The sequence below is a fragment of the Caballeronia humi genome, assembly GCF_001544475.1.
GTDB classification, from domain to species: domain Bacteria; phylum Pseudomonadota; class Gammaproteobacteria; order Burkholderiales; family Burkholderiaceae; genus Caballeronia; species Caballeronia humi.
In genome coordinates, this window is record NZ_FCNW02000214.1 from 1 (window position 1) to 860 (window position 860).

The 860-nt window shown below is 60.6% G+C and carries 1 protein-coding gene; it reads left to right on the forward strand.

The genetic code is table 11. The features are described from left to right. Positions 1-12: 12 nt before the first annotated feature. A partial coding sequence (locus AWB65_RS35105) for an MFS transporter (RefSeq protein WP_235008128.1) occupies positions 13-860 on the forward strand: 848 nt, incomplete at its 3' end.

Genomic DNA, 860 nt, shown 5'->3' on the forward strand with positions numbered 1-860 from the left:
CTCTGGCGTTTGATGCCGCTGCTCATGCTGCTCTATATCGTCGCCTTCATCGACCGGTCTAATGTCGGCTTCGCGAAGCTGAGCTTCCTGCACGATCTGGGGCTTTCCGAGGCGGTGTTCGGAATCGGCGCGGGCATCTTCTACGCCGGATACATGCTGTTCGAGATTCCCAGCAACATGCTGTTGGCGAAGATCGGCGCCCGAAAAACATTTCTACGAATCATGGTGCTCTGGGCGGTGTGTTCGGCGGGACTCGCTGCGATGACGGGCCAGAACAGCTATTACCTCTGGCGCTTTCTGCTTGGCGCTTCTGAAGCGGGACTTTTTCCCGGCATCCTGCTCTATCTGACTTACTGGGTGCCCGTGTCTCGCCGGGCTCGCTTCACCGCGCTGTTCATGGCCTCCATTCCCATCGCCGGCGTGATCGGCGGCCCGTTGTCGGGACTCATCATGCACACAATGGATGGCGTTGCGGGCCTGCACAGCTGGCGGTGGCTTTTCCTGATTGAAGGCATCCCGCCGTTGCTGCTCGTTTTCGTCGTGATCCGGCTCTTGCACGATAAGCCGGCAAATGCACCGTGGCTGTCGCCCGACGAAGCGGCCATCATCGAACGCGACTTGCGAGCCGACCGCGAGACGACTGGCGCGACCGCGCACAAGTCGTTCGGCCAGGCGCTGCTCTCCCCTCGGTTTTATCTCTTGACGGGGATGGGCGTCGCGCTGCTCGCCAGCACGTCGAACGTGTTCTTCTGGTTGCCGACGATCATCCGCCGGACTGGCATTACCGATCTGTGGACGATCGGCGTGTTGTCATCGCTCCCTTTCATTGCCGGCTTTGTTTGCCAGTACCTGGTGGCTCG